Origin of the sequence: Streptococcus oralis (assembly GCF_026782235.1) — a bacterium.
Lineage (GTDB): Bacteria > Bacillota > Bacilli > Lactobacillales > Streptococcaceae > Streptococcus > Streptococcus oralis_CC.
This window is the reverse complement of record NZ_JAKUWE010000002.1, coordinates 201,361-223,884: the sequence shown is the minus strand read 5'-3', so window position 1 is coordinate 223,884 and position 22,524 is coordinate 201,361. Positions and strand designations below refer to the sequence as shown.

The window sequence follows — 22,524 nt, the reverse complement described above, 5'->3', positions numbered from 1 at the left end:
TATCATGGATCAAAGAAATATTCGGCTTTCAAAAGCAAAGCCAACATTTGTAAATTATCCAAAAGAAAAGCTACCCTCATGGTAGCTTCCCTAGGAGATTATTATGAAAAAGTTTAGGATTTCTATTAAATAAAGTTAGGAGGTCTTTATTTAATGATTATAGTATACACAGTCATCCTTAAACTCAACTTAAATCTTCTCGCTTTTTTATTAATTTTTAAAACTATGGATTGGAGCTGGGATTTGCCCACCGCGAGAAATGAAATCAACAGACGAAGCCCTGTTGACTTTCATCACTGGAGCTGTCCCTAGCAATCCACCAAACTCAATCATATCGCCTTCTTTGCCCTTTGGAATAATACGAACAGCTGTCGTTTTCATGTTAATAACACCGATTGCCGCCTCATCCGCAATCATAGCCGCAATGGTTTCAGCAGGCGTATCTTCCGGAATGGCAATCATATCCAGTCCAACTGAACAGATAGCAGTCATGGCTTCTAGTTTCTCTAAATTTAGAGAGCCATCTTGCACCGCAGCAATCATCCCCTCATCTTCAGAAACGGGGATAAAAGCACCTGACAAGCCACCGACTTGGTTACAAGCCATCACTCCGCCCTTCTTAACTTGGTCATTCAAAAGGGCGAGGGCAGCCGTCGTCCCATGCGTACCAACTGTTTCTAGGCCCATTTCCTCAAGGACACGAGCCACAGAATCACCAACCGCAGGAGTTGGCGCCAAACTTAGGTCGACAATTCCAAAGTCAACACCCAGTCTCTCGCTGGCCATCTGACCAACTAATTGACCGATACGAGTAATCTTAAAGGCCGTTTTCTTGACCGTCTCGGCTACTACATCAAAGCTCTGTCCACGAACCTTTTCCAAGGCGCGCTTGACCACACCAGGACCCGAAACTCCGACATTGATGATAACATCTGCTTCGCCAACACCATGGAAAGCCCCTGCCATAAAAGGATTGTCCTCAACAGCATTAGCAAATACGACCAACTTGGCCGCACCCATATCTGATAGCGCAGCTGTCTCCTTGATGATACGTCCCATGTCTGCAACTGCAGTCATGTTGATACCTGACTTAGTTGAGCCAATGTTAACAGACGAACAAACCTTGTCTGTCTCAGCTAGAGCGCGTGGGATAGAATTGATGAGAATTTCATCTCCTTTTTGGTAACCTTTTTGTACCAAAGATGAGAATCCACCGATAAAGTCAACACCAATCTCCTTGGCAGCCTTGTCAAGTGCCTTTGCCAAAACAACATAGTCTGTCGCATCAGTCGCAGCACCAATTAAAGAAATCGGAGTCACCGATACCCGTTTATTAACAATAGGAATCCCAAGTTCTGCAGCAATTTCATCTCCCACAGCCACTAGATTTGCAGCTTTAGTGGTGATTTTTTGGTAAATCTTTTCAGCAGCACGATTGATATCTGGATCAATACAGTCCAAAAGGGAAATCCCCATGGTGATGGTTCTGATATCGAAGTTCTGCTCTTCGATCATGGCAATGGTTTCCGTAACTTGTCTAATATCCATGATAACCTCCTAGATATTGTACATAGCATCAAAAATCGCTGCACTTTGAATATTGATTTTGACATTCAAGGTCTGACCGAATGTTTCAAACTCATTTCTGAGAGAGGTAAAATCTTGTTTTTCGTCACTAGAAACGACCGCCATCATGGTAAAGTATTCATCCAACACCGTCTGAGAAATATCGTCAATATTCAACCCCAACTCTGCAATCTTAGTAGACACGCCTGCAACAATCCCAGCCTTGTCCTTACCAACCACTGTAATAATAGCCTTCATTCTTATACCCCATTTCTACGATTATTAGAAAACCTGAACGTTTTTGATTTTCTTTTTTCTTAGTATAGCATATTTCCGAAAAAAATACTAAAAAACGCCTGCTTACGAAGTTGTTCTTAAACAAAAAAACAATTTCGTAAACAAGCGTCTACCCTATCAAATGATGATGAGTGTTCCCGCTAGGACCGAAGTCCCAGCGGTAGACCAGAGCTAGACTAAGAGCACAAGACTCCATCATCATAACACTCAACAAAATTGATGATTTTATACTAATTCGATGATCGCCATTGGCGCAGCATCACCACGACGTGGTTCAGTTTTAAGGATACGAGTGTATCCACCGTTACGTCCAGCATAACGAGGTGCGATTTCTGAGAACAATTTTTGAAGTGCTGTAGTAGAAGTGTACTTATCAGTTGCTTCATCATAGTTTTCAGATGCGATTTCATTACGTACGAAAGCAGCTGCTTGACGACGTGCATGCAAATCACCACGTTTACCTAGAGTAATCATTTTTTCAACAGTTTTACGGATTTCTTTAGCACGAGCTTCAGTTGTCACGATCGATTCGTTGATCAAAAGGTCAGTTGTCAAATCGCGAAGCATTGCTTTACGTTGTGAGCTAGTGCGTCCTAGTTTACGGTAAGCCATGTATTCCTCCTTTATTTATCTTTTAATCCAAGACCCAAGTCAATGAGTTTGAGTTTCACTTCTTCCAAACTCTTGCGTCCAAGATTTCGTACTTTCATCATCTCTGCTTCAGATTTTTCTGTCAAATCATGCACAGTATTGATACCGGCACGTTTCAAACAGTTGTATGAACGCACAGACAAGTCCAGTTCCTCAATCGTACGATCCAAAATACGATCGTCAGATTCAGTATCAGCTTCTTTCATCACTTCAGTTGACTTAGCAATCTCAGTAAGATTTGTAAACAAATCAAGATGTTCTGTCAAGATACGTGCTGAAAGCCCTAAAGCATCTTCTGGAATAATTGTTCCATTAGTCAAGATTTCAAGGGTTAATTTGTCAAATCCATCATTGCTACCTACACGAGCAGGCTCTACTTGATAGTTGACTTTTGTAACTGGTGTATAAATAGAATCTACAGCAAGTGTTCCAACTGGTGCATTATCTTTTTTGTTTTCATCAGCAGGTACATATCCACGACCACTGTTAACAGTCATTGTCGCTTTTAGAGAAGAACCTTCACCGATTGTAAAGAGATAATGATCTGGATTTACAATCTCAATATCACTGTCAGTCAAAATGTCTCCAGCTGTAATTTCAGCAGGACCTTCAACGTCAAGCTCAATGATTTTTTCGTCTTCAACGTATGATTTTACTGCAATCCCTTTAATGTTCAGAATGATTTGCATCACGTCTTCACGAACACCTGGAACTGTGTCGAACTCATGCAAGACACCTTCAATGTTGATAGATGTCACTGCTGCTCCTGGTAGAGAAGCTAATAGTACACGACGAAGAGAGTTACCAAGAGTTGTACCGTAACCACGTTCAAGTGGTTCGATTACAAACTTGCCATAATCTTTATTTTCATCAATTTTTGTTATATTTGGTTTTTCAAACTCAATCATTTAGTTACTCCCTCTTAAACGAAAAGCAGTGTAATGCGATGATTATACACGGCGACGTTTTGGAGGACGAGCACCATTGTGTGGCACTGGAGTCACATCACGAATTGCTGTTACTTCAAGACCAGCGGCAGCAAGCGCACGAATAGCTGACTCACGACCAGAACCTGGACCTTTTACAGTAACTTCAACTGATTTAAGACCGTGTTCTTGTGCAGATTTAGCAGCAGCTTCAGAAGCCATTTGAGCAGCGAATGGTGTAGATTTACGAGAACCTTTGAAACCAAGAGCACCAGCTGATGACCAAGCAATTGCATTACCATGCACATCAGTAATCATAACAATAGTGTTATTAAATGTAGCGTGAATATGAGCAATACCAGATTCGATATTCTTTTTCACACGACGTTTACGTGTTGGTTTAGCCAAGACTTTTACCTCCTATATTATTTTTTCTTACCAGCAATCGCAACAGCTTTACCTTTACGAGTGCGAGCATTGTTTTTAGTGTTTTGTCCACGGACAGGAAGTCCACGACGGTGACGAATACCACGGTATGAACCGATTTCCATCAAACGTTTAATGTTCAAGTTTACTTCACGACGAAGGTCACCTTCAACTTTGATTACATCCACTTCACGACGGATAGCATCTTCTTGATCTGATGTAAGGTCACGTACACGAACATCTTCTGAGATTCCAGCAGCAGCCAAAATTTTCTTAGATGTTGAAAGTCCGATACCATAAACGTAAGTCAATGAGATTACTACGCGTTTGTCATTTGGAATGTCAACTCCAGCAATACGAGCCATGTTTTCTCCTTTCTATCTTATCCTTGACGTTGTTTGTGTTTTGGATTTGCTGGGCAAATTACCATAACACGACCATTACGACGAATTACTTTACAGTATTCGCAAATTGGTTTGACCGATGGTCTTACTTTCATTTCTTATCCCTCCAAGTTTTTCGATTATTTAAAGCGGTAAGTGATACGTCCACGTGTCAAGTCATATGGACTCATCTCGACAGTAACACGATCTCCCGCTAAAATACGAATATAGTTTTTACGAATTTTACCAGAAACTGTTGCTAAAATCTGATGTCCATTTTCAAGTTCAACCGTAAACATTGCGTTCGGCATTGTATCGACTACTTTGCCTTCAACTTCAATCACATCGTCTTTTGCCACGCAAAAGCACCTCCATAAATTTCGATTCGATGCCTCAAGACACAGAGGCAACAATTATAAGTCAGACTATCTCAGTATAACATTTGTCGCGATTTTTTGCAAGTACGAAAAACGCTTTATTTCAAATTTGTCAATACTTTTTCGATGTCTTTGAACACATCATTGATATCTTGATTTCCTTCGATATCATGAACTAAACCTTTAGCACGATAGTGAGCAATGATTGGTTCACCTTGTGCAATATTCACATCCAAACGACGTTTAACTGTCTCAGGTTTATCATCTTCACGTTGGTAGTAATCCTCTTCTTTGTAGTCAACTGGTGGATTGAAAACTTTGTGGAAAGTTTCACCTGTTTTGCGGTGAATGATACGGCCACTCAAGCGTTCCAAGAGACAGTCTGGATTCACTTCGATGTTGATTACTCCTTCAAGTTCAATACCAAGTTCAGCCAATGTCTCATCCAAGGCATGAGCTTGTTCAATCGTACGTGGGTAACCATCTAACAAGAAACCTGTTTCTTTGATGTCGTCCTGTGAAAGGCGTTCTTTAACAATACCATTTGTAACTTCGTCTGGGACCAACTCACCTTTGTCAATGTATGACTTTGCGAGTACACCCATTTCAGTTTGATTAGCCATTGCAGCACGGAACATATCGCCTGTTGAGATATGTGCAACATGGAATTTCTCCACAATTTTAGCTGCTTGCGTTCCCTTACCTGCTCCAGGTAAGCCCATAATCAAAAGATTCATGATAGGATCTCCTTATTTTGTATTTAAATAGAAGCAGAAATCTATTTCAACCCCTATTTAAAAACAAAATAGAAGAGAGGAGATAAAAATCTGACAACGTCTTCGATTTTTACACTCCACTCTCTGAGCAATAGTCAATTTTATTTCCTATTACAACTATTCTGTTGTGTCTAAGAAACCAACATACTTACGTTTCAATAGATACCCTTCCAATTGTTTAATTCCTTCAATACCTGTCGAGATAATGATTAGTAGACTTGTTCCCCCAAAAGCAACAACTTCTGAAAGGCCAAATACATCTTTAGCTACGATAGGTAAGATAGAAATGACACCTAGGAAGAGAGAGCCGACAGTAGCAAGACGACGAAGAAGTTTCGACATGTATTCTTCTGTCCCTTTACCAGGACGGACCCCATGAATGTAGGCTCCACTCTTTTGCAAGTTTTCTGCTGCCTTCTCTGGATTGATCTGTACAAACGTATAGAAGAATGTAAAGAGAATGATCAACAAGGCATACATAGCAACACCTGTTGGAGATGTTGTAGATAACATTTCCTGTGCTGTACGTACCCAAGCCCAATCATGACCTGTAGCACTCAAAAATTGAAGGATAGCTGCAGGTGCTGCTGTAATGGAACTTGCAAAGATAACTGGGATAACCCCTGCTGGGTTTACCTTCAAAGGGAGGTATGAACTTGATGGGGCTCCTTGAGCAACTTTTGTATATTGGATTGGGATTTTATATTCTGCCTGTTGAACATATGTTGTAAAGTAAACAATCAACAAGACAGCGATAATCAAAATAACGACAAAGATAATAGATGAAGTCAAACGGCTACTTGGAATATTGACGAAGTAGTCAACATAGATGCCTTTAATCATCTCAGGAATTGAAGCAACAATACCTGCAAAGATAATCATAGAAACACCATTTCCGTATCCCTTATCTGTAATTTGTTCCCCGAGCCAAGTTACAATCATACTACCTGCTGTGAGGATGATCCCAATGGTAACAAAGACTTGTGGAGTTAAATCTGTCGTTAATAATTTCGCTCCAGATAGAGTATTAAACCCTGCTGTAATCCCGATAGATTGAACAAATGCAAGCACCAGTGCAATATAACGAGTAGCCTGGTTTAGTTTTCTCCGTCCTACTTCCCCTTGTTTGCCCCATTCTACAAACTTCGGTAAAATATCCATTTGTAGCAATTGAACAACGATAGAAGCAGTGATGTACGGACTTACACCAAGTGCAAAAACGGAGAAGTTCTTCATGGCATTCCCTGAAACAAGACTAAGCATGTTTAAGAAAGATAAACCGCTGAGAGCTTCTAAACTTTTTGCATTGACACCTGGAACAGTAATACTTGTCCCAATACGGAAAACAAGAATGATAAAAATTGTAAAGAGAATTTTTGATCGAACTTGTTTAACCTTGAGAGCTTCTTTTAATAATTTAAAAAACATGGGTCACCTCTCTTAGATGACTTCTACAGAACCACCTTTAGCAGTGATAGCTTCCTCAGCTGATTTAGAGAATTTAGCTGCTTTCACAGTCAATTTCTTAGTCAATTCACCGTTACCAAGAATTTTAACGCCTGATTTTTCAGCTTTCACAATTCCTGCTTCGATAAGCACAACTGGAGTCACTTCAGCACCATCTTCAAAGACGTTCAATTGGTCAAGGTTTACAATTGCGTATTCTTTAGCGTTGATGTTAGTGAATCCACGTTTTGGAAGACGACGGAACAATGGAGTTTGTCCACCTTCAAAACCAAGGCGAACTCCGCCACCGCTACGAGCTTTTTGACCTTTTTGACCGCGACCAGATGTTTTACCGTTACCTGATGAAGTACCACGACCAACACGGTTACGTACTTTACGAGAACCTTCTGCAGGTTTCAATTCATGAAGTTTCATTATTATTTTCTCCTCTTTTGTAAAATGCTAGCGCCGATAAGAGAGAAAAGGTTGTCTCCCTTATCAACTCGCCTATACATCGCCATCTTAGATGACTATATCTAGTTTTAGGGGATGAGTATTGCCACATCCCCTAAAAATTCATTAGTTTACTTCTTCAACTGTTACCAAGTGAGATACTGCAGTGATCATACCACGGATAGCAGCATTGTCTTCTTTGATAACAGAGCTGTTCAATTTGCCAAGTCCAAGTGCTACAACAGTTTTACGTTGTGATGGAATGCGTCCGATTGGAGACTTAGTCAAAGTAATTTTAATTTGAGCCATTTTATCCCCTTTCTTATGCCAAATCAGAAACTGAAATACCACGAAGGGCAGCAACTTCTTCAGCGCGTTTCAATTGTTTCAAACCTTCAACAGTTGCGCGAACAATGTTGATTGGAGTGTTAGAACCAAGTGATTTAGATGTAATATCTGCCACACCTGCCAATTCCACAACGGCACGAACCGCACCACCAGCGGCAACTCCAGAACCTTCTACAGCAGGTTTCAACAATACTTTAGCTCCACCGAATTCTGAAAGAACTTCGTGTGGGATTGTTGTTCCAACCATAGGAACTTCAATCAAGTTTTTCTTAGCATCTTCTACTGCTTTGCGGATTGCTTCTGGAACTTCTTGAGCCTTACCAGTACCAAATCCTACACGACCGTTGTGGTCACCGACAACAACAAGAGCTGCGAAACGAAGACGACGTCCACCTTTAACAACTTTTGTAACACGGTTGACAGCAACTACGCGTTCTTCTAATTCAACTGCATTGTCTTTAAATGCCATTTTCTAGTGTCCTCCTATTAGAATTTCAATCCGTTTTCACGAGCTGCATCAGCCAAAGCTTTCACACGTCCGTGATATAGATATCCACCGCGGTCGAACACCACTTCTGAAATACCTTTAGCGTTTGCACGTTCTGCAACGAGTTTACCGACAGCAACGGCTTGTTCAGTTTTAGTTCCTTTTGAAACTTCTTTGTCAAGAGTTGAAGCACTTGCGAGCGTTACACCCGCTACGTCATCAATCACTTGAGCGTAGATGCCTGTATTAGAACGGAATACGTTCAAACGTGGGCGATCAGCAGTTCCAGAGAGTTTTCCGCGAACGCGACGGTGGCGTTTTTGACGGAGTTTGTTTTTATCTGGTTTAGAAATCACAGTTTTCACCTCTTTAGTTTTAAATCGCGTGCTATGCACAAAGTTGGAAAATAGGTTGGTGGTTGAAAATCAACCACTCAACATTATTTACCTGTTTTACCTTCTTTAAGACGAACGTACTCTCCAACGTAACGAATACCTTTACCTTTGTAAGGTTCTGGTGAACGAAGGCTACGTACGTAAGCAGCTGTTTGCCCAACCACTTCTTTTGAAATTCCGCTAACAACGATTGTTGTTGGGCTTGGAAGTTCAAAAGTAATCCCTTCTGGAGCTTCAACTTCATCTGGATGAGATTTACCAACAGCCAAAACAAGTTTCGATCCTTGAAGTTGTGCACGGTAACCAACCCCACGCATTTCAAGTTCTTTCTTGAATCCTTCTGATACACCAATTACCATGTTATTCAAAAGGGCACGAGTAGTTCCGTGGATAGTTTTCATTTCTTTTGAATCGTTTGGACGGTGAAGAGTTACTTCAGTACCTTCCACGCGAATTTCAATATCTTTTGAGAACTTACGAGTCAGTTCTCCTTTAGGTCCTTTTACAGTTACTACGTTGTCATTGTTAGTGACTTCAACACCAGCAGGCAACACTATAACTTTATTACCAATACGTGACATGTTTATTTTCTCCTGTTAAATTGTCAGGCCTAAATGGCCAGTTTTCACGGGGGGTTAAATCGATTTCTCGATTTAAAGGAACATTTAGGTTTCAATTTCAAAGTGAATCTAGGCATCGTCTCGCAGGCATAACTTTGGGTTAGGCAAGAGACGATAACGAAGAGTCACAAAGAAATTGGGAGCTAAATATTACCAAACGTAAGCGATAACTTCTCCACCAACATTCTTTTGGCGTGCTTCTTTATCAGTAAGCAAACCTTCAGAAGTTGAAAGGATAGCAATTCCAAGTCCGTTAAATACTTTTGGAAGATCTTCACGTTTTTTGTAGACACGAAGTCCTGGTTTAGAAACACGTTTCAAGTTAGTGATAACTTTTTCACCGTTTGGTCCATATTTAAGGAATACACGGATGATGCCTTGTTTGTCATCTTCGATGATTTCAACGTTTTTTACAAAACCTTCGCGTTTAAGGATTTCAGCAATCCCTTTTTTGATGTTTGATGCAGGTACTTCAAGTACTTCGTGTTTCGCTTGGTTAGCGTTACGAATACGAGTTAGGAAGTCTGCGATTGGGTCAGTCATAACCATTTTGTTTTTCTCCTCTTACTAGTAGTTTGCAAGTTGCACTTGCTAGTTAATGATTGAGCTGGGCTCAGATAGTATAGACACATTCAAATGAGAGAACTCTTATTTGAACACGAGCTACAACCTGTGCAAAAAAGATAAATTTGTTTTGGAGCATCGCTCCTTCACCAAATTTCCTATTGTTGCTGTGGTTGTTACGCTCTTTGTATCATGATATTACCAAGATGCTTTTGTTACACCAGGAATTTGTCCTTTGTAAGCTAATTCACGGAAGCAAACACGGCAAAGTTTAAATTTGCGGTAAACTGAATGTGGACGACCACATTTTTCACAACGAGTATAAGCTTGAGTAGAGAACTTCGCTGGACGTTTGTTCTTAGCAATCATTGATTTTTTAGCCATTAGATTTACCTCCTATATTATTTTGCAAAAGGCATTCCAAGGCCTGTAAGCAATGCACGTGACTCTTCGTCAGTGTTAGCAGTTGTTACGATAACGATGTCAAGACCACGAGTTTTGTCAACGTCATCGAAGTTGATTTCTGGGAAGATCAATTGTTCTTTCACACCAAGAGTGTAGTTTCCGCGTCCATCAAATGATTTTGTTGGAACACCGTGGAAGTCACGCACACGTGGAAGTGAAACTGAAACCAATTTATCCAAGAATTCGTACATACGTTCACCACGAAGGGTAACTTTTGCACCGATCGCTACACCTTCACGAAGACGGAAGCCGGCGATTGATTTTTTAGCTTTAGTGATAAGTGGTTTTTGACCTGAGATAAGCGCCAATTCTTCAGCAGCTTTTTCAAGACTTTTAGCGTTTGATACAGCTTCACCAACACCCATGTTCAAAACGATCTTATCTACTTTAGGTACAGCCATCACTGATGAGTAGTTGAATTGTTCTGTCAAAGCAGGAACTACTTCATTAAGATATTTTTCTTTTAAACGATTTGCCATTATACTTCTCCTTTCCTTCGTGATTAATCAAGCACTTCGCCTGATTTTTTGTTGTAGCGAACTTTTTTACCGTTTACAAATTTGTAACCAACACGACCAGCCACACCATTTTTGTCCAATACTTGAACGTTTGATACGTGGATAGCTGCTTCTTTCTCGATGATACCACCTTGAGGAAGCTCGTTAGTTGGACGTTGGTGTTTCTTAACGATGTTAACACCTTCAACGATAACTTTGTTTACTTTTGGAAGGGCAGTAAGGACAACAGCTTCTGTTCCCTTATCTTTACCAGCGATTACGCGAACTTTGTCGCCTTTTTTTACAAACATTAGGTTTCTCCTTGATTTTTCTTACGCCCACAAGGGCACCCTAGCTTGAAGCTAGGGGACTAGTTTGTTCCTAAAAATTAAAGTACTTCTGGAGCAAGTGACACGATCTTCATGAAGCCACCTTCACGCAATTCACGTGCAACTGGGCCAAAGATACGTGTTCCGCGAGGAGTTTTGTCATCACGGATGATAACAGCTGCATTTTCGTCAAACTTGATGTATGAACCATCAGCGCGACGAGCACCTGATTTAGTACGAACGATAACAGCTTTTACAACGTCACCTTTTTTAACCGCACCACCAGGAGTAGCTTGTTTTACAGATGCCACAATAATATCACCGATGTTCGCAAATTTACGTTTAGAACCACCAAGAACTTTGATAGTCAAGATTTCGCGTGCACCGCTGTTGTCTGCGACTTTCAAACGAGTTTCTGTTTGAATCATTTCAGTTTTCTCCTTTCAGGCTTGATTAGATGATAACCGCTTCTTCAACAACTTCTACAAGACGGAAACGTTTTGTAGCTGAAAGCGGGCGAGTTTCCATGATACGTACGATATCGCCTTCTTTGGCAACATTGTTTTCATCATGTGCTTTGTATTTTTTAGAGTAGTTAATACGTTTACCATAGACTGGGTGGTTACGTTTTGTTTCAACTACAACTGTGATTGTCTTGTCCATTTTGTCAGATACAACACGTCCAACAAGAACTTTACGATTATTGCGTTCCATTGAAATTTCTCCTTCCCTAGTCTATTATTTCGCTTCAGATTGAACTGTTTTGATACGAGCGATTTGTTTTTTAACTTCTTTCAAGCGAGCTGTTTGTTCCAATTGACCAGTAGCAGCTTGGAAACGAAGTTCAAACAATTCTTTTTTCAATTCGTTTTCGCGCTTCGCGAGTTCTTCTTGAGAAAGACCACGAAGTTCTTTAACAAATTCTTTTACTTCATTAAGTTTCATGCCTTCTCCTTATTCTGCTTCACGTTTTACGAATTTAGTTTTAACTGGCAATTTGTGGCTAGCAAGACGAAGCGCTTCACGTGCAATCTCTTCAGATACACCAGCGATTTCGAACATCACTTTACCACGTTTAACTGGTGCTACCCAACCTTCAGGTGCCCCTTTACCAGATCCCATACGCACACCGATAGCTTTAGCAGTGTATGATTTGTGTGGGAAGATTTTAATCCAAACTTTACCACCACGTTTCATGTAACGAGTCATGGCAATACGAGCAGCTTCGATTTGGCGGTTAGTGATCCAGTGGCTAGTTGTAGCTTGAAGACCGTATTCACCGAATGCTACTTCTTTTCCACCTTTTGCTTCACCGCGCATTTTTCCACGGAATTCACGACGGTGTTTAACACGTTTAGGTACTAACATTGGTTATTTACCTCCTTTAGTGTTTTTACGAGCTGGAAGAACTTCACCACGGTAGATCCATACTTTAACACCAAGTTTACCGTATGTAGTATCTGCTTCTTCCCAAGCGTAATCGATATCTGCACGAAGTGTGTGGAGTGGAACAGTTCCTTCTGAGTATCCTTCAGCACGGGCAATATCTGCACCGTTCAAACGACCTGATACTTGAGTTTTGATTCCTTTAGCTCCAGCACGCATTGCGCGTTGGATTGCTTGTTTTTGTGCACGACGGAAAGCAACACGTTGCTCCAATTGACGAGCAATTCCTTCACCTACAAGGTGAGCATCCAAATCAGGTTGTTTGATTTCGATGATGTTGATGTGTACTTGTTTTCCAGTCAATTTGTTAAGTTTTGCACGGAGTGCATCAACGTTAGCACCACCTTTACCGATAACCATACCTGGTTTAGCAGTGTGAAGTGAAACGTTAACTTTGTTTACTGCGCGTTCAATTTCGATAGTTGAAACTGCTGCGTCAGCAAGTTCTTTTTGAACGAATTTACGGATTGCAAGATCTTCATGAAGGTAATCCGCGTATTCTTTTTCAGCATACCATTTGGCATCCCAATCACGGATGATGCCGACACGCATACCAATTGGATGTACTTTTTGACCCACGATGTTACCTCCTTATTTTTCTGCAACAGCCACAGTGATGTGAGCTGTACGTTTGTTGATTGGTGAAGCTGAACCTTTCGCACGTGGACGGAAACGTTTCATAGTTGGTCCTTCGTTCGCGAATGCTTCAGATACTACCAAGTTAGCTTTATCCAAACCAAAGTTGTTTTCAGCGTTAGCTACAGCTGAATTCAAAACTTTCAAGATGATTTCAGCAGCTTTGTTTGGTGTGAATGTCAAGATTGCAATAGCATCGGCTACGCTTTTACCACGGATATTGTCAAGAACAAGACGTGATTTACGAGGTGAAACACGTACTGTACGAGCCATTGCTTTAGCTGAAGTAATTTCTGCCATTTATGTTCTCCTTATTTTCTACGTGTTTTCTTGTCGTCTGCAGCGTGACCTTTGTAAGTACGAGTTGGTGCAAATTCACCAAGTTTGTGACCTACCATGTCTTCTTGGATGTAAACAGGTACGTGTTTACGTCCGTCATAAACTGCAATAGTGTAACCAATGAAACTTGGGAAGATCGTTGAACGACGTGACCAAGTTTTGATAACTTTTTTCTTTTCGTCGTTAGCTTGAGCTTCAACTTTTTTCATCAAATGCTCATCGACGAAAGGTCCTTTTTTAAGACTGCGTCCCATTTTTATATTTTCTCCTTTAAATGTTGTACCACAGCGGCTTGCGTTCACATGGAGCGCTACCGAGCTGGCGGATTTCCTAGTTGCTTAGGCGACTAGTTTACTATTATTTCTCGTTGCGACGACGAACGATAAGTTTGTCAGATTTCGCTTTCTTGTTACGAGTTTTAAGACCAAGAGCAGGTTTGCCCCATGGAGTAGATGGCGCTTTACGACCAACTGGTGCTTTACCTTCACCACCACCGTGTGGGTGATCGTTAGGGTTCATTACAGAACCACGAACTGTTGGGCGGATACCTTTCCAACGGCTACGTCCTGCTTTACCAAGGTTTACAAGTCCATGTTGTTCGTTTCCGACAACACCAACTGTTGCACGACAAGTTCCAAGAATCATACGAACTTCGCCAGATTGAAGACGAACAAGAACATATTTACCTTCTTGACCCAATACTTGAGCAGAAGCACCAGCAGCACGTACCAATTCTCCACCACGACCTGGTTTCAACTCGATGTTGTGGATCAAAGTACCAACTGGGATGTTAGCAAGCGGAAGAGCGTTTCCGACTTTGATATCTGCTTCTGGACCTGAAACGATGCGTTGACCAACTTCAAGACCTTTTGGAGCGATGATGTATGCTTTCACACCGTCCGTGTAGTGTACAAGAGCGATGTTTGCAGAACGGTTTGGATCGTACTCGATAGTTTTAACAACTGCTTCAACGTTGTCTTTGTTACGTTTGAAGTCAACCAAACGGTAGAAACGTTTGTGCCCACCACCTTGGTGACGAACAGTGATACGACCGTTGTTGTTACGACCAGCCTTGTTCTTCAAAGCAACAAGCAATGATTTTTCAGGAGTGCTTGTTGTGATTTCAGCGAAATCCAAAGAAGTCATATTACGGCGACCGTTTGTTGTTGGTTTATAAACACGAATTCCCACGATATTTCCTCCTTAGATTATTCAGCTTCAGCAGCAAACAACTCGATTGCTTTTGAATCAGCTGTAAGAGTGATGATAGCTTTTTTAGTTTTGTTAGTAAAACCAGTGTAACGTCCAACACGTTTAGCTTTAGGCTTTACGTTGATTGTGTTGACATTTGCAACTTTAACACCTTCGAAAGCAGCTTCAACAGCTTGCTTGATCAAAAGTTTGTGTGCACGAGTGTCAACTTCAAATACATATTTTCCTGCTTCAAGTTGAGCCATTGAGCTTTCAGTGATAACAGGTTTTTTGATAACATCATACAAATTCATTATGCAAGAACCTCCTCGATTTTAGAGATAGCTGCTTGAGTAACAAGAAGTTTGTCACTATTTGCGATGTCAAGAACACTTGCAGTTGTAGCAGTCGCAACTTTCACGTTTGGAAGGTTACGAGCTGAAAGAGCTGCGAATTCGTTTCCTTCTTCAAGAATAACAAGGACTTTAGAATCGATGCTCAAAGCTGCAAGAACTTTTGCAAATTCAGCAGTTTTTGGAGCTGTAAATTCAAGAGAATCAACGGCTACAAATTTGTTTTCAGCAACTTTTTCTGAGTAAACAGATTTAAGCGCAAGGCGACGAACTTTTTGAGGAAGTTTGTACGCATAGCTACGTGGAGTTGGTCCGAAGACAGTTCCACCACCACGCCATTGTGGAGAGCGGATAGAACCTTGACGAGCACGTCCAGTTCCTTTTTGACGCCATGGTTTGCGTCCGCCACCTGAAACAGCTGAGCGATTTTTAACTGCGTGAGTTCCTTGACGAAGGCTAGCACGTTGGCTGATGATCACATCAAACACAACAGATTGGTTTGGTTCAATACCAAAGATTGCATCGTTAAGAACAACTTCGCCAGCTTGTTTACCAGTTTGGTCGAATAATGTTACATTTGCCATTTTGACTGTATTCCCCTTTCCTTACTATTTACCAGCTTTAACTGCTGACTTGATAGTGATAAGAGATTTCTTAGCACCTGGTACGTTACCTTTGATAAGGATAACGTTCTTTTCTGGAACAACTTGTACAACTTCAAGGTTTTGAATTGTTACGCGGTCGCCACCCATACGTCCTGCAAGGTTTTTACCTTTGAACACGCGGTTAGGTGCAACAGGTCCCATAGAACCTGGACGACGGTGGTAACGAGAACCGTGAGCCATTGGTCCACGTGATTGTCCGTGGCGTTTGATAACACCTTGGAAACCTTTACCTTTAGATGTACCAGTTACGTCAACAACGTCTCCAGCTGCGAATGTTTCAACTGTGATTTCAGCACCAACTTCCAAGCCTTCAACGTTTTTGAATTCACGAATGAAGCGCTTAGGAGCCGTGTTAGCTTTCGCTACATGTCCTTTAGCAGGTTTGTTGCTCAATACTTCGCGTTTGTCATCGAAACCAACCTGGATAGCGTTATATCCGTCTGTTTCTACAGTTTTAACTTGAAGAACAACGTTTGGAGTTGCTTCAATAACTGTTACAGGGATCAATTCGCCAGCTTCAGTGAAGATTTGAGTCATTCCCACTTTTTTCCCTAAGATTCCTTTTGTCATGAGAAAATAGTTCCTTTTCTATATTTTTTATTCAAAAAGTTTTTAACGAGCGTTTTTCATGCTCAAGGTTTCAAACTTTGGATTAAAGTTTGATTTCTACGTTTACACCACTTGGAAGATCTAATTTCATCAACGCATCAACTGTTTTTTGAGTTGGGTTAACGATATCGATCAAACGTTTGTGTGTACGCATTTCAAATTGTTCGCGAGAGTCTTTGTATTTGTGAGTCGCACGAATAATTGTGTAGAGGCTACGCTCAGTTGGAAGTGGGATTGGACCCGCAACTTGTGCACCTGTACGAGTAGCTGATTCTACGATTTTTGCAGCCGCTGTGTCAAGCGTACGGTGTTCGTAAGCTTTCAAACGGATACGGATTTTTTTGTTTGCCATCTTTTTCTCCTTTTCGTCTATTTAAGATAATAGGCTAGCTCCACAAGAAAACCGACGCGCGTTGCGTGGCAATGCAACCGAGCGTGTCGCAACCTCTTGCATCAAAGCTAAGGCTGTAATTTACAGCACCATAATAGAATAACACAAAGCCCCTGCGATTGCAAGGGATTTGTAAGTTTTTTTCGTTTTTTTACTAATCTAAGTTACTAGAGTATTTTCTGATCCTCTTTCGTAAATAAAACTTAGTTTAACAATTTACCCATTTTTGGGGGTGGCGATAAAGATAGACACTGTCTGATCTGGATCATATTTTTCAAAATCAATACTATACTGACGTTGCAGTTCTCTTGCTTCTTCTGCCTGCCAAATTTGCTGCCAGGTATGGAGGAAACCTTTTGAATCACTTGTATCCACCTCAAATACTTGGTATGTTTGCCCTGAAGTGTCAAAATCCCAGTCTTCTTTATCGGATAGACTACAGAGCGACAAGCTGTAATCCCCCTTGTAGTCACTGACATAATCATGATAGACTGCATAAATCGGAAGCCCTTGGGCAAATGCCTCCTCTACTTCTTTCTGGTGTTCCTGCCATAGATGGCTAATTTTTTCCATCATGCTTGGATCTTGGAAATTATTGGTAGAGATACTACTGATTATTTTTAAAAACATTCCTTCGCTCCTTTTACTTTCACTTCTAAGGTGACTGACTAGCAATCAACCTCAGCTCTAAACTTTCTAACTACCAAGAGGCTACTTCACTCAACAAAATGAAATAGCATTCTTTGCGTATAGGATATATCTCGCCATTCACTATCAACTCCCTTTTCCTAGAGAGAATGGCACCCATAGTAAACAAAACGTTCAATTTACCGGTCTCAATCAGAGCCGAAAAACAATACAGACTTCGACCAAGACCAGCCTTCCAACTCTTATTGATATAGTTTGGAAAGTTTTTAACGAGCATTTTTTATGCTCAAGTCTAGGACATAAAGGGATTCAAACTCAAAGCAAAAATAGGAAACTGACGCGCGTTGCGTGGCAATGTATCCAATCGTGATCACAACCTCTTGCATAACAGCTAAGGCTGTAATTTACAGCACCACGGTAGAATAACACAAAGCCCCTGCGATTGCAAGGGATTTGTAAGTTTTTTTTCGTTTTTTTGGGATGAAACTGTTTTCCTATTTCATCTTCATACAATTACTAATTTACGACTATTAAAACCAATCTTTTCTTCTATATAATACGAGTCATTTTGACTTTGAATTTATCTTCTGATTGATCCACTAAGATATCTGCTTTAAACTCGGTTTCTCTATAGTAACGCTGATACTGCTCCCGTCTCATCTGATGGCTAGCTAGTATAAAGGAAGCATCGCGATTTCTCATAGTCGTATCTCGAGCTAGGCGCCGCTTTAATTCGGTCTCTTCATCCGTGTAGAAACAGATAGTTTTGTCAAAGAGTTCCTTGGGTAGGAAACCCACAGACATCCCTTCGACAAGCAGTATCGGTTTCGAACCAGATAAGACTTCGCTTGGCTTCCAAGGTTCATCAATCGTCAAGATGTCCAGGCCTGCCTGCAAGGCGAGAATATCTCTCTGCAAACTTGCCAGTTCATGCGCCACTGGCAGACAAGCTGTCACCTTTTGATCAGGTGCTTGCTTTGGTATTACCAGGTGACGTTCTGAAGTGATATAGGGATCTGTTTCTAGTAAATTTACTGTAGTAGAATCTAGGGCTTGATATAATTCCTGAGCGAAGGTAGACTTGCCTGAAGCCCCATGACCGTAGATCCCCAGTGTTTTGACTTTCCCTAACTCTATCTCTGAAACCAGTTTGTCTACTAACTCTTTTTTCTTCATTCTCTCTTCACCTGTTCATAGCTTTCTTTTCCGTCATTGAGCTTGTCCCAAATCACTACTTGCCCACTTTTGAGAGATTTTTGTACATCGATAATTCGTTGATTAGAGGAACCTCGGAACTGGAGCATGAGATTGCGCTTGCTTTTGTCATAACGACCATCGACAAGGATGTCAATCAGCGACAAGAGTTCCAGTTTATCTGGAGTTTCCAGCATCATTTCTTCCCACGTGTAGCCCGTCCAGGACCAGATGTCTTTATCTGGCAGTTCCTTTCGAATGCGCTTAACGAGGGGCAAGAGGATACCAGTATTGAGAAAAGGTTCTCCTCCCAGTAAGGTCAAGCCTTGAACATAGGGTTGGGCAAGGTCTTCCATGATTTGTTCTTCTAATTCTGCCGTATAGGGAATGCCTGCGTTGAAAGACCAAGTCGCAACATTATAGCACCCCTCGCAGTGAAACATGCAACCTGATACATAGAGAGAGTTGCGTACACCTTCTCCATCGACAAAGTTAAAGGCCTTATAATCAATGATCCGTCCTTTACTAAGTTCCTCACTTTTCCATTCACCTGGTTTTGGTGTATTCCATGTCATCCTTTTACTCCAACTCTATCCAATAGCGCTGACTTCTATCGATTGTATTTTCGTAAACACCGCCAGCGGAGAGAATCGTGCGGCGGCTGGCTTCGTTGTCTTCATCGCAGGTAATCAGCACTCGTTCCAATCCTTGCTTTCGAGCCTCTGCTAGTCCTAATCTCAACTGCTCCTTCCCATATCCTTTGCCTCGTTGACTGGGACGGATAGAATAGCCAATATGACCGCCTTCCACAAATAATTTGTCATTCAAGGACAAGCGCAGGGCTAAAAATCCCAAAGGCAAGCCAGTCTCATCAAATGATAAAAATTTGATTGCAGGAACCCAGCCTACTGGCAGGTTGGCAGCATCCTCTTGCTGCTCTACAATCTTTAAACAATCCTCGTAATCCTTTGCTCGCTTCCAAGCGGAGCCCATGCCACCGTGCATATAGGATTTTGCTGCATCGAACTCCGCAATCATCTCTAATATAGCTTCTTTATCTTCCAAAGTTGATCGTCTTAGCTCCATGCTTCCTCCTTAATCGACATCAATCCAGTAGCGCTCCGTTCCGTTTCGAACATCCTCATAGACACCACCATTAGCTAAGATAACAGCTCGGCTGGCAGGATTTTCTGTGCTACAAGTCACAAGCGCTTTTTTGATGTTCTTTCCCTTGGCAACTTGCAAGCCTTGTCGGAGAGCTTCTTTGGCATAACCTTTACCTCTTTTAGAAGGGCGGATGGAGTAGCCAATATGTCCACCTTCTTCCAATAAGAAGTCATTGAGGCACAAGCGGATATTGAGAAATCCTACAGCTTGACCATCTATCGAAAAAGCGACTAACTGAATATCAGGCACCCACCCTTCAGGCAAATTAATCCCCATTTCATGATCCTGATTGTTTTTTAGCCACTCTTCATAAACAAAATTGTTGGCGTTCCAAAACCCACCATCATGAGGGGACTGTGCTTGTTCAAACTCTGCCATCATCTCTAAAACTGTTTCTTTATCTGCTAATGTTGGTCTGCGTAGTATCATTTTTACCTCCAATTAAGAGAAAAGTGAGAGCAGACTCTCACTTTTATTTTTTCTTATTCTTATTTAAAAACTGTTCTCTGAGGTTGAGCAAGCGTTCTTTTTTACCTGTTCCACCTTTCGAGTGTTTCTCGTGATAACGGGTCACTTGTGCGCGTCCCTTATCGTCTAATTGGTATTTCCCCATTCCGTTTCCTTCTAATTTGTTACTTCATGTCCAGCTGTTTTGATAGTAGAGCCATTCATGTGTTTGACACGCGCAGCAATTTCCTTGTGGCGTCCGTTAACCATCGGACGTGCTTGAGGATTTCCCAGATAACCACACGTACGTTTGACCACATCTACTGTTTTAGGGTCGCTATTGCCACAGTTGGGACAAGCAAATCCTCTCTCAGTTGGTTCAAAATCCCCTTCAAAGTCGCACTTGTAGCAACGATCAATCGGAGTATTGGTCCCTAGATAACCGACACGGTCATAGGCATAGTCCCAAACAGCTTCCAAGGCTTTAGGATTTTGTTGAAGTACTGGGTATTCACAATAATGGATGAAACCACCTGACGCACCTGCTTCTGGATAAACTTTCTCAAAGTCTAATTTTTCAAACGGTGTTGGATTTTTACGGACATCATAGTGGAAAGAGTTGGTGTAGTATTCCTTATCTGTGATGTCAGGAATAGAACCAAACTTCTCTGTATCCAAGCGACAAAAGCGGTCTGTCAGGCTTTCAGACGGTGTGGAGTAGATAGAGAAATGGTAACCATATTGTTCAGACCACTCTTCTACGCGGCGTTTCATATCGCGAATGATATCCAATGTGAATTCCTTGGCTTCAGGATTGCTTTCCCAGCTATTTCCAAAGAAGACAGTAGCCACTTCGTACAAACCAATATACCCCAGCGAAACTGTCGCACGGCGATTCTTAAAGAGTTGATCAACACTTTCTTCTTTTCCGAGACGGCGTCCGAAGGCCCCGTACTGATAGAGGATAGGGGCATTCGCTGGTGTTGCTTCCTTGGTCCGTTCGACACGATAAACCAGAGCATCCTCCGCAATGTTCATCCGCTCGTTGAAGATTTCCCAGAACTTATTCAGATCCCCCTCAGACTCGAGGGCGATACGAGGAAGGTTGACCGTCACAACACCTAGATTCATCCGACCTGAATTGACCTCAACACCATTTTCATCTTTCCATCCTTGAAGGAAAGAACGACATCCCATAGGAACCTTGAAAGAACCTGTCAACTCAATAATCTTATCGTAGGACAAGACATCTGGGTACATCCGCTTGGTTGCACACTCAAGGGCCAACTGTTTGATGTCGTAGTTAGGTGAACCTTCCTCTAAGTTGAGTCCTCTTTTTAGCGTAAAGATGAGTTTAGGGAAGATAGCTGTACGGTGTTCTGAACCAAGCCCCTTGATTCGGATGTTCAAGATAGCTTTTTGAATTTCTCGCTCAAAACGACTAGTCCCTAAACCAAAACCGAGCGAAGTAAAAGGTGTTTGTCCATTTGAAGTGAAGAGGGTGTTGATTTCATACTCAAGAGATTGCATGGCATCATAGATGTCTTTTTGAGTTTTCTTCCAAGCATAATCATCCCGTTTTTCAGGCAAGACCCATTCTTCCGCATCTTTGAGGTGCTTTTGGTAATTCTTCTCTGCATAAGGTGCCAAGACTTCATCGATACGGTCAGCTGAACAGCCCCCGTACTGGCTAGAAGCAACGTTAGCAATGATTTGCGAAATCTGAGCGGTTGCAGTTTGAATAGACTTGGGACTCTCTACCTCTGCATTCCCAATTTTAAAACCATTTTCCAGCATGCCTTTAAAATCAATCAAACAGCAGTTAGTCATCGGAGTGTAGGGGCTGTAGTCCAAGTCATGATAGTGGATATCCCCTTTTTGGTGAGCATTAGCTACGTGCTTAGGAAGCATTTGCAATCCGATTGATTTCCCAACAATCCCTGCTGTCAAATCACGCTGAGTATTAAAGACATCGCTGTCTTTATTGGCATTTTCATTGACAACCCCCTGATCTTTATTGAGAAGTTTATGAATGCTAAAGTTGATATCTGTCGCTTTTGAGCGCTCAAAATCCCTTTGTGTCCGATAGGTGATATACTCTTCAGCCAAGGCATATTCTTTGGCTTCGAGAAGTTCATGTTCTACGATATTCTGAATCTCATAAATCTTCACACCTTTAGGGAAACGACTGTGAATTTCGGTAACGATTCTTTCAACTAGACCATTTAGGCGTTTTTCTACTAGAGGCGTGACGTCCATAACCTTTTCCGCCGCCTTGTGGAGAGCCTTGTCAATCTTGTCTACATCAAATACTACACGTCTACCATCTCGTTTTTCAACGAACAAGGTGGGAACGGTTGCAAGCTTTTCTTCTAATACAATCATATCCATGCTCTTTTCTAAAATGTTGTTGAATTGTTTACATTCAGTAT

At 41.5% G+C, this 22,524-nt stretch carries 38 protein-coding genes; all 38 read right to left on the bottom strand.

Annotation, left to right across the window (positions count from 1 at the left end; genetic code table 11):
• Positions 1-210: 210 nt before the first annotated feature.
• The 38 genes from MK396_RS01620 to nrdD all read right to left on the bottom strand — a co-directional run bounded on the left by MK396_RS01620 (position 211) and on the right by nrdD (position 22,477).
• Positions 211-1,548, bottom strand: a complete 1,338-nt coding sequence (locus MK396_RS01620; protein ID WP_268723461.1) for a PFL family protein — start codon at positions 1,546-1,548, stop codon at positions 211-213.
• Positions 1,549-1,557: 9 nt separating this feature from the next.
• The gene (locus MK396_RS01615; protein ID WP_000644108.1) at positions 1,558-1,824 is read right to left on the bottom strand and encodes an ACT domain-containing protein; all 267 of its coding nucleotides are present in this window, start codon (positions 1,822-1,824) and stop codon (positions 1,558-1,560) included.
• 264 nt (positions 1,825-2,088) lie between these two features.
• The gene (gene rplQ / locus MK396_RS01610; protein WP_261065529.1) at positions 2,089-2,475 is read right to left on the bottom strand and encodes a 50S ribosomal protein L17; all 387 of its coding nucleotides are present in this window, start codon (positions 2,473-2,475) and stop codon (positions 2,089-2,091) included.
• Between the two features lie 11 nt (positions 2,476-2,486).
• Positions 2,487-3,422, bottom strand: coding sequence for a DNA-directed RNA polymerase subunit alpha (locus MK396_RS01605; RefSeq protein WP_000568993.1), 936 nt, complete (start codon positions 3,420-3,422; stop codon positions 2,487-2,489).
• A 42-nt stretch (positions 3,423-3,464) separates the two neighbouring features.
• Entirely contained in the window at positions 3,465-3,848 is a 384-nt protein-coding gene (gene rpsK, locus MK396_RS01600) for a 30S ribosomal protein S11 (protein WP_001118385.1), read from the bottom strand.
• Positions 3,849-3,865: 17 nt separating this feature from the next.
• A complete protein-coding gene (rpsM, locus tag MK396_RS01595; protein WP_268723460.1) occupies positions 3,866-4,231 on the bottom strand; it encodes a 30S ribosomal protein S13 in 366 nt (121 codons plus the stop codon).
• Between the two features lie 17 nt (positions 4,232-4,248).
• Positions 4,249-4,365, bottom strand: a complete 117-nt coding sequence (rpmJ, locus tag MK396_RS01590) for a 50S ribosomal protein L36 (RefSeq protein WP_001808836.1) — start codon at positions 4,363-4,365, stop codon at positions 4,249-4,251.
• Positions 4,366-4,389: 24 nt separating this feature from the next.
• Complete coding sequence (infA, locus tag MK396_RS01585) at positions 4,390-4,608, bottom strand: translation initiation factor IF-1 (protein ID WP_001029883.1); 219 nt, start codon at positions 4,606-4,608, stop codon at positions 4,390-4,392.
• Positions 4,609-4,724: 116 nt separating this feature from the next.
• Entirely contained in the window at positions 4,725-5,363 is a 639-nt protein-coding gene (locus MK396_RS01580) for an adenylate kinase (protein WP_001050426.1), read from the bottom strand.
• A gap of 156 nt (positions 5,364-5,519) precedes the next feature.
• On the bottom strand, positions 5,520-6,830 hold the full coding sequence (gene secY / locus MK396_RS01575; RefSeq protein WP_000465390.1) for a preprotein translocase subunit SecY: 1,311 nt from the start codon (positions 6,828-6,830) through the stop codon (positions 5,520-5,522).
• A 12-nt stretch (positions 6,831-6,842) separates the two neighbouring features.
• On the bottom strand, positions 6,843-7,283 hold the full coding sequence (gene rplO, locus MK396_RS01570; protein ID WP_000766089.1) for a 50S ribosomal protein L15: 441 nt from the start codon (positions 7,281-7,283) through the stop codon (positions 6,843-6,845).
• 144 nt (positions 7,284-7,427) lie between these two features.
• Complete coding sequence (rpmD, locus tag MK396_RS01565) at positions 7,428-7,610, bottom strand: 50S ribosomal protein L30 (RefSeq protein WP_000057241.1); 183 nt, start codon at positions 7,608-7,610, stop codon at positions 7,428-7,430.
• 13 nt (positions 7,611-7,623) lie between these two features.
• Positions 7,624-8,118: a 30S ribosomal protein S5 gene (gene rpsE / locus MK396_RS01560; RefSeq protein WP_000874204.1), complete on the bottom strand. Its 495-nt coding sequence runs from the start codon at positions 8,116-8,118 to the stop codon at positions 7,624-7,626.
• A 17-nt stretch (positions 8,119-8,135) separates the two neighbouring features.
• The gene (rplR, locus tag MK396_RS01555) at positions 8,136-8,492 is read right to left on the bottom strand and encodes a 50S ribosomal protein L18 (RefSeq protein WP_000624044.1); all 357 of its coding nucleotides are present in this window, start codon (positions 8,490-8,492) and stop codon (positions 8,136-8,138) included.
• A gap of 83 nt (positions 8,493-8,575) precedes the next feature.
• Positions 8,576-9,112, bottom strand: coding sequence for a 50S ribosomal protein L6 (gene rplF, locus MK396_RS01550; protein WP_268723459.1), 537 nt, complete (start codon positions 9,110-9,112; stop codon positions 8,576-8,578).
• 189 nt (positions 9,113-9,301) lie between these two features.
• Entirely contained in the window at positions 9,302-9,700 is a 399-nt protein-coding gene (gene rpsH, locus MK396_RS01545) for a 30S ribosomal protein S8 (protein WP_268723458.1), read from the bottom strand.
• Between the two features lie 213 nt (positions 9,701-9,913).
• Positions 9,914-10,099 (bottom strand): type Z 30S ribosomal protein S14, encoded by a 186-nt coding sequence (locus MK396_RS01540; RefSeq protein ID WP_001085697.1) that lies wholly within the window; start codon positions 10,097-10,099, stop codon positions 9,914-9,916.
• 17 nt (positions 10,100-10,116) lie between these two features.
• Entirely contained in the window at positions 10,117-10,659 is a 543-nt protein-coding gene (gene rplE, locus MK396_RS01535) for a 50S ribosomal protein L5 (protein ID WP_000013542.1), read from the bottom strand.
• Positions 10,660-10,682: 23 nt separating this feature from the next.
• Entirely contained in the window at positions 10,683-10,988 is a 306-nt protein-coding gene (gene rplX / locus MK396_RS01530; RefSeq protein WP_268723457.1) for a 50S ribosomal protein L24, read from the bottom strand.
• Positions 10,989-11,065: 77 nt separating this feature from the next.
• On the bottom strand, positions 11,066-11,434 hold the full coding sequence (gene rplN, locus MK396_RS01525; protein ID WP_268723456.1) for a 50S ribosomal protein L14: 369 nt from the start codon (positions 11,432-11,434) through the stop codon (positions 11,066-11,068).
• A 25-nt stretch (positions 11,435-11,459) separates the two neighbouring features.
• The gene (rpsQ, locus tag MK396_RS01520) at positions 11,460-11,720 is read right to left on the bottom strand and encodes a 30S ribosomal protein S17 (RefSeq protein ID WP_000440801.1); all 261 of its coding nucleotides are present in this window, start codon (positions 11,718-11,720) and stop codon (positions 11,460-11,462) included.
• 24 nt (positions 11,721-11,744) lie between these two features.
• Positions 11,745-11,951 (bottom strand): 50S ribosomal protein L29, encoded by a 207-nt coding sequence (gene rpmC / locus MK396_RS01515; protein WP_000772918.1) that lies wholly within the window; start codon positions 11,949-11,951, stop codon positions 11,745-11,747.
• Between the two features lie 9 nt (positions 11,952-11,960).
• The gene (rplP, locus tag MK396_RS01510; RefSeq protein WP_000960947.1) at positions 11,961-12,374 is read right to left on the bottom strand and encodes a 50S ribosomal protein L16; all 414 of its coding nucleotides are present in this window, start codon (positions 12,372-12,374) and stop codon (positions 11,961-11,963) included.
• 3 nt (positions 12,375-12,377) lie between these two features.
• Positions 12,378-13,031 carry a 30S ribosomal protein S3 gene (gene rpsC, locus MK396_RS01505; protein WP_000529936.1) on the bottom strand — a complete coding sequence of 218 codons (654 nt, stop codon included), beginning with the start codon at positions 13,029-13,031 and terminating at the stop codon, positions 12,378-12,380.
• A 12-nt stretch (positions 13,032-13,043) separates the two neighbouring features.
• Positions 13,044-13,388, bottom strand: a complete 345-nt coding sequence (gene rplV / locus MK396_RS01500; protein ID WP_000818137.1) for a 50S ribosomal protein L22 — start codon at positions 13,386-13,388, stop codon at positions 13,044-13,046.
• 11 nt (positions 13,389-13,399) lie between these two features.
• A complete protein-coding gene (gene rpsS, locus MK396_RS01495) occupies positions 13,400-13,681 on the bottom strand; it encodes a 30S ribosomal protein S19 (RefSeq protein WP_000533766.1) in 282 nt (93 codons plus the stop codon).
• Between the two features lie 103 nt (positions 13,682-13,784).
• The gene (rplB, locus tag MK396_RS01490; protein WP_000512905.1) at positions 13,785-14,618 is read right to left on the bottom strand and encodes a 50S ribosomal protein L2; all 834 of its coding nucleotides are present in this window, start codon (positions 14,616-14,618) and stop codon (positions 13,785-13,787) included.
• Positions 14,619-14,635: 17 nt separating this feature from the next.
• Positions 14,636-14,932 carry a 50S ribosomal protein L23 gene (locus MK396_RS01485; RefSeq protein ID WP_001055347.1) on the bottom strand — a complete coding sequence of 99 codons (297 nt, stop codon included), beginning with the start codon at positions 14,930-14,932 and terminating at the stop codon, positions 14,636-14,638.
• Entirely contained in the window at positions 14,932-15,555 is a 624-nt protein-coding gene (gene rplD, locus MK396_RS01480) for a 50S ribosomal protein L4 (RefSeq protein WP_000024550.1), read from the bottom strand. Before rplD ends, MK396_RS01485 begins: the two co-directional genes overlap by 1 nt.
• A 24-nt stretch (positions 15,556-15,579) precedes the next feature.
• A complete protein-coding gene (gene rplC / locus MK396_RS01475; protein WP_000160197.1) occupies positions 15,580-16,206 on the bottom strand; it encodes a 50S ribosomal protein L3 in 627 nt (208 codons plus the stop codon).
• An 82-nt stretch (positions 16,207-16,288) separates the two neighbouring features.
• Complete coding sequence (gene rpsJ, locus MK396_RS01470; protein ID WP_001284513.1) at positions 16,289-16,597, bottom strand: 30S ribosomal protein S10; 309 nt, start codon at positions 16,595-16,597, stop codon at positions 16,289-16,291.
• Positions 16,598-16,852: 255 nt separating this feature from the next.
• On the bottom strand, positions 16,853-17,266 hold the full coding sequence (locus tag MK396_RS01465; protein WP_125840471.1) for an effector binding domain-containing protein: 414 nt from the start codon (positions 17,264-17,266) through the stop codon (positions 16,853-16,855).
• 567 nt (positions 17,267-17,833) lie between these two features.
• The gene (locus tag MK396_RS01460) at positions 17,834-18,460 is read right to left on the bottom strand and encodes a uridine kinase family protein (RefSeq protein ID WP_268723455.1); all 627 of its coding nucleotides are present in this window, start codon (positions 18,458-18,460) and stop codon (positions 17,834-17,836) included.
• Positions 18,457-19,053: an anaerobic ribonucleoside-triphosphate reductase activating protein gene (gene nrdG / locus MK396_RS01455; protein WP_000220159.1), complete on the bottom strand. Its 597-nt coding sequence runs from the start codon at positions 19,051-19,053 to the stop codon at positions 18,457-18,459. The genes MK396_RS01460 and nrdG overlap by 4 nt, the downstream gene beginning before the upstream one ends.
• A gap of 4 nt (positions 19,054-19,057) precedes the next feature.
• On the bottom strand, positions 19,058-19,564 hold the full coding sequence (locus MK396_RS01450; protein ID WP_268723454.1) for a GNAT family N-acetyltransferase: 507 nt from the start codon (positions 19,562-19,564) through the stop codon (positions 19,058-19,060).
• A 9-nt stretch (positions 19,565-19,573) separates the two neighbouring features.
• Positions 19,574-20,074, bottom strand: a complete 501-nt coding sequence (locus tag MK396_RS01445) for a GNAT family N-acetyltransferase (RefSeq protein WP_268723453.1) — start codon at positions 20,072-20,074, stop codon at positions 19,574-19,576.
• A 43-nt stretch (positions 20,075-20,117) separates the two neighbouring features.
• Positions 20,118-20,258 carry a hypothetical protein gene (locus MK396_RS01440; protein ID WP_000521625.1) on the bottom strand — a complete coding sequence of 47 codons (141 nt, stop codon included), beginning with the start codon at positions 20,256-20,258 and terminating at the stop codon, positions 20,118-20,120.
• Between the two features lie 11 nt (positions 20,259-20,269).
• The gene (gene nrdD, locus MK396_RS01435) at positions 20,270-22,477 is read right to left on the bottom strand and encodes an anaerobic ribonucleoside-triphosphate reductase (protein ID WP_268723452.1); all 2,208 of its coding nucleotides are present in this window, start codon (positions 22,475-22,477) and stop codon (positions 20,270-20,272) included.
• Positions 22,478-22,524 lie beyond the last annotated feature (47 nt).

Coding starts and splice junctions, on each gene's coding strand:
- rpmC (WP_000772918.1), bottom strand. CDS start 11,951: ATGAAACTTAATGAAGTAAAAGAATTTGTTAAAGAACTTCGTGGTCTT.
- nrdD (WP_268723452.1), bottom strand. CDS start 22,477: ATGATTGTATTAGAAGAAAAGCTTGCAACCGTTCCCACCTTGTTCGTT.
- rplC (WP_000160197.1), bottom strand. CDS start 16,206: ATGACAAAAGGAATCTTAGGGAAAAAAGTGGGAATGACTCAAATCTTC.
- rplF (WP_268723459.1), bottom strand. CDS start 9,112: ATGTCACGTATTGGTAATAAAGTTATAGTGTTGCCTGCTGGTGTTGAA.
- rpsS (WP_000533766.1), bottom strand. CDS start 13,681: ATGGGACGCAGTCTTAAAAAAGGACCTTTCGTCGATGAGCATTTGATG.
- rpmJ (WP_001808836.1), bottom strand. CDS start 4,365: ATGAAAGTAAGACCATCGGTCAAACCAATTTGCGAATACTGTAAAGTA.
- MK396_RS01615 (WP_000644108.1), bottom strand. CDS start 1,824: ATGAAGGCTATTATTACAGTGGTTGGTAAGGACAAGGCTGGGATTGTT.
- rpsQ (WP_000440801.1), bottom strand. CDS start 11,720: ATGGAACGCAATAATCGTAAAGTTCTTGTTGGACGTGTTGTATCTGAC.
- MK396_RS01485 (WP_001055347.1), bottom strand. CDS start 14,932: ATGAATTTGTATGATGTTATCAAAAAACCTGTTATCACTGAAAGCTCA.
- rplV (WP_000818137.1), bottom strand. CDS start 13,388: ATGGCAGAAATTACTTCAGCTAAAGCAATGGCTCGTACAGTACGTGTT.
- rpsJ (WP_001284513.1), bottom strand. CDS start 16,597: ATGGCAAACAAAAAAATCCGTATCCGTTTGAAAGCTTACGAACACCGT.
- rplP (WP_000960947.1), bottom strand. CDS start 12,374: ATGTTAGTACCTAAACGTGTTAAACACCGTCGTGAATTCCGTGGAAAA.
- rplD (WP_000024550.1), bottom strand. CDS start 15,555: ATGGCAAATGTAACATTATTCGACCAAACTGGTAAACAAGCTGGCGAA.
- MK396_RS01620 (WP_268723461.1), bottom strand. CDS start 1,548: ATGGATATTAGACAAGTTACGGAAACCATTGCCATGATCGAAGAGCAG.
- rpmD (WP_000057241.1), bottom strand. CDS start 7,610: ATGGCTCAAATTAAAATTACTTTGACTAAGTCTCCAATCGGACGCATT.
- rplX (WP_268723457.1), bottom strand. CDS start 10,988: ATGTTTGTAAAAAAAGGCGACAAAGTTCGCGTAATCGCTGGTAAAGAT.
- rplN (WP_268723456.1), bottom strand. CDS start 11,434: ATGATTCAAACAGAAACTCGTTTGAAAGTCGCAGACAACAGCGGTGCA.
- rplE (WP_000013542.1), bottom strand. CDS start 10,659: ATGGCAAATCGTTTAAAAGAAAAATATCTTAATGAAGTAGTTCCTGCT.
- MK396_RS01465 (WP_125840471.1), bottom strand. CDS start 17,266: ATGTTTTTAAAAATAATCAGTAGTATCTCTACCAATAATTTCCAAGAT.
- secY (WP_000465390.1), bottom strand. CDS start 6,830: ATGTTTTTTAAATTATTAAAAGAAGCTCTCAAGGTTAAACAAGTTCGA.
- nrdG (WP_000220159.1), bottom strand. CDS start 19,053: ATGACATGGAATACACCAAAACCAGGTGAATGGAAAAGTGAGGAACTT.
- MK396_RS01540 (WP_001085697.1), bottom strand. CDS start 10,099: ATGGCTAAAAAATCAATGATTGCTAAGAACAAACGTCCAGCGAAGTTC.
- MK396_RS01450 (WP_268723454.1), bottom strand. CDS start 19,564: ATGGAGCTAAGACGATCAACTTTGGAAGATAAAGAAGCTATATTAGAG.
- rplQ (WP_261065529.1), bottom strand. CDS start 2,475: ATGGCTTACCGTAAACTAGGACGCACTAGCTCACAACGTAAAGCAATG.
- rpsM (WP_268723460.1), bottom strand. CDS start 4,231: ATGGCTCGTATTGCTGGAGTTGACATTCCAAATGACAAACGCGTAGTA.
- MK396_RS01445 (WP_268723453.1), bottom strand. CDS start 20,074: ATGATACTACGCAGACCAACATTAGCAGATAAAGAAACAGTTTTAGAG.
- MK396_RS01440 (WP_000521625.1), bottom strand. CDS start 20,258: ATGGGGAAATACCAATTAGACGATAAGGGACGCGCACAAGTGACCCGT.
- MK396_RS01580 (WP_001050426.1), bottom strand. CDS start 5,363: ATGAATCTTTTGATTATGGGCTTACCTGGAGCAGGTAAGGGAACGCAA.
- rpsE (WP_000874204.1), bottom strand. CDS start 8,118: ATGGCATTTAAAGACAATGCAGTTGAATTAGAAGAACGCGTAGTTGCT.
- rpsH (WP_268723458.1), bottom strand. CDS start 9,700: ATGGTTATGACTGACCCAATCGCAGACTTCCTAACTCGTATTCGTAAC.
- rplO (WP_000766089.1), bottom strand. CDS start 7,283: ATGAAACTTCATGAATTGAAACCTGCAGAAGGTTCTCGTAAAGTACGT.
- MK396_RS01460 (WP_268723455.1), bottom strand. CDS start 18,460: ATGAAGAAAAAAGAGTTAGTAGACAAACTGGTTTCAGAGATAGAGTTA.
- MK396_RS01605 (WP_000568993.1), bottom strand. CDS start 3,422: ATGATTGAGTTTGAAAAACCAAATATAACAAAAATTGATGAAAATAAA.